Source organism: Frankia sp. CcWB2 (genome assembly GCF_977927585.1).
In genome coordinates this window covers 52,586-54,924 of record NZ_CDWRCM010000002.1, presented here as the reverse complement: position 1 = coordinate 54,924, position 2,339 = coordinate 52,586, and the positions used below count along the sequence as shown (strand labels likewise).

General features: G+C 67.4%; 2 protein-coding genes and 1 pseudogene. All 3 read left to right on the top strand.

Annotated elements, in window-relative coordinates:
• A pseudogene (locus ACY45C_RS00980) lies at positions 1–382 on the top strand (translation elongation factor Ts); the annotation flags it as partial.
• A gap of 349 nt (positions 383–731) precedes the next feature.
• A complete protein-coding gene (gene frr / locus ACY45C_RS00975; protein WP_462185789.1) occupies positions 732–1,289 on the top strand; it encodes a ribosome recycling factor in 558 nt (185 codons plus the stop codon).
• Positions 1,290–1,568: 279 nt separating this feature from the next.
• On the top strand, positions 1,569–2,339 hold a 771-nt coding region (locus ACY45C_RS00970; RefSeq protein ID WP_462185788.1), incomplete at its 3' end, for a phosphatidate cytidylyltransferase.

Here is a 2,339-nt window from a genome sequence, read left to right as displayed (position 1 = left end):
CGTGCTCGTCGAGCTTCGCTGCGAGACGGACTTCGTGGCCAAGACCGAGGACTTCAAGCAACTCGCCCGCGATCTCGCGCAGCACATCGCCGCGGCGGACCCGCTGTATGTCACCGCCGAGCAGATCCCGAACGAGGTCCTCGAGGCGGAGCGAAAGATCTACGAGGCCGCGGCCCGCGAGGAGGGCAAGCCCGAGCAGGCGATCGCGAAGATTGTTGAAGGACGTGTCAACGGGTATGTGAAGAGTAGCGTGCTGCTTGACCAGCCATGGGTGAAGGACGGCAAGGTGACCATCCGAGCTCTGCTTGACCAGGCCGGCGCGTCGCTGGGTGAGAAGATCGAGGTCGGTCGGTTCTCCCGGTTCAACATCCGCCAGGCCTGAGCGTCGTCGGATCGCCGGCTCCCTGATCGGGCGGCCGGCGGCTCCGAGGCTTCTCGGTGGGTGCGGTGGTCCGGCACGCCACCGGGATCGGGATGGCCACGCCTCGAGATGACAAGGTGATGCTTCCCGGCCCGGTCGGCGTGCCGTGTCGGCCCAGGTCAGCGGGGACGCCGTGGTAAGGCACACTGCATGCGGCGGCTGTGCGATCTCGGTCAGGCGAATCCGGGACCGGGCGGGACGGCTTCGCCCCTGGGACGACGAACTCGGCTGCGCTCGGCCGAACTGCGATGATAACAGGACCGGCGCCCGGTGGACGCCGGCGGACCAGGAACAGACGGAAGGAAATGCGGTGATCGACGACACGCTTCTCGAGGCCGAGGAGAAGATGGAGAAGGCGGTCTCGGTCGCCAAGGAGGACTTCGCGAACATCCGCACGGGGCGTATCACTCCCGCGGTCTTCTCCAAGATCCTGGTGGATTACTACGGCGCTCCGACACCGGTGCAGCAGCTCGCGTCGTTCCACATCCCGGAGCCGCGTATGGTGATCATCACGCCTTACGACAAGTCGTCTCTGGGGGCGATCGAGAAGGCTGTGCGCGATTCCGATCTCGGGGTCAACCCGAGCAACGACGGCACCATCATCCGGTGTGTTTTTCCGGAGCTGTCCGAGCAACGGCGTCGCGATCTTGTCAAGGTAGCTCGGACCAAGGCCGAGGAAGCCCGGGTGAGCATCCGCAACGTCCGACGTCACGCCAAGGACACGATCGATCGGATCGTGCGGGACGGCGATGCCGGCGAGGACGAGGGCCGGCGGGGTGAGAAGGATCTCGACGAGGCAACCCACCGATACGTCGGGCAGGTGGATGAACTTCTTCGGCTCAAGGAATCGGATCTTCTCTCGGTTTGATCATTCCTGCGTCCGTTCTCGATGCCGGCCGCCTGCTCCGATGTTCGATTCCCATGGTCTCGGAATCGTCTGGACGGTCCCCGGATCCGCGCATGACGCGTGCGCGATGCGGCGGTCGCTGCCCACGGCCGGGCGGCCATGACGACTGTCGACGGCCGCGCGGTGGCTGAGTCCGGGCCGTCCGGGTCATCCGCGCCGCCGGGATCCTCGCATGGGCCCGGTAATCCGCTTGAGTCCGGTAATCCCCGCGGGCCCGGTAATCACGGTCGGCCCGCCGGGATGGTGCCCCGGCCCTCACGTGCCGGCCGCAACCTGCCGGCCGCCATCGGTGTCGGCATCCTTCTCGGTGCCGTCATCCTCGTTCCGCTGTTCACCCTGCGGGTAATCTTTGTCGGGGTGATCAGTGTCGCGATGGCCCTGGGCACCCACGAGGTGGTCCGCGCGATCCGACTGACGCAGGTACGGGTTCCCCTGCTTCCCCTGGTTGCCGGGGCGGCGGCCATGCCGGTCGTCGCGTACGTCGATGGGACCACCGGCCTGCTGCTGACTCTCGCCGGCACCATCGGCGTGGCGGCGCTGGTCCGTGCTTTCGGGCCGTCCACGGGTCTGCTCCGCGACGTCGCCGGCGCCGCCTTCGTGGCCGGCTACATCGGCTTTCCGGCTGGCTTCGCCGCGCTGCTCACCGAACCCTCCGATGGTCGCTGGCGAGTCGTCGCCTTTCTGGGAACGGTGGTGGCCAGCGACGTCGGTGGTTACACGGCCGGTGTCCTCTCCGGCGGTCGGCACAAGATGGCCCCTACCGTCTCCCCGGGGAAGTCGTGGGAGGGATTCGTCGGTTCGGCGGTGACCTGTGTGATCGTCGCCGGGATCGTGCTGGCCTGGCCGCTGGGGGCCGAGGCCTGGCAGGGCGTTCTGCTCGGGCTGGCGGTCGCGTGTACCGCGACGATCGGCGACCTGGGTGAGTCCCTGCTCAAGCGCGACATCGGCATCAAGGACATGAGCAGTCTGCTGCCCGGCCATGGTGGCCTGATGGACCGCTTGGACTCGTTG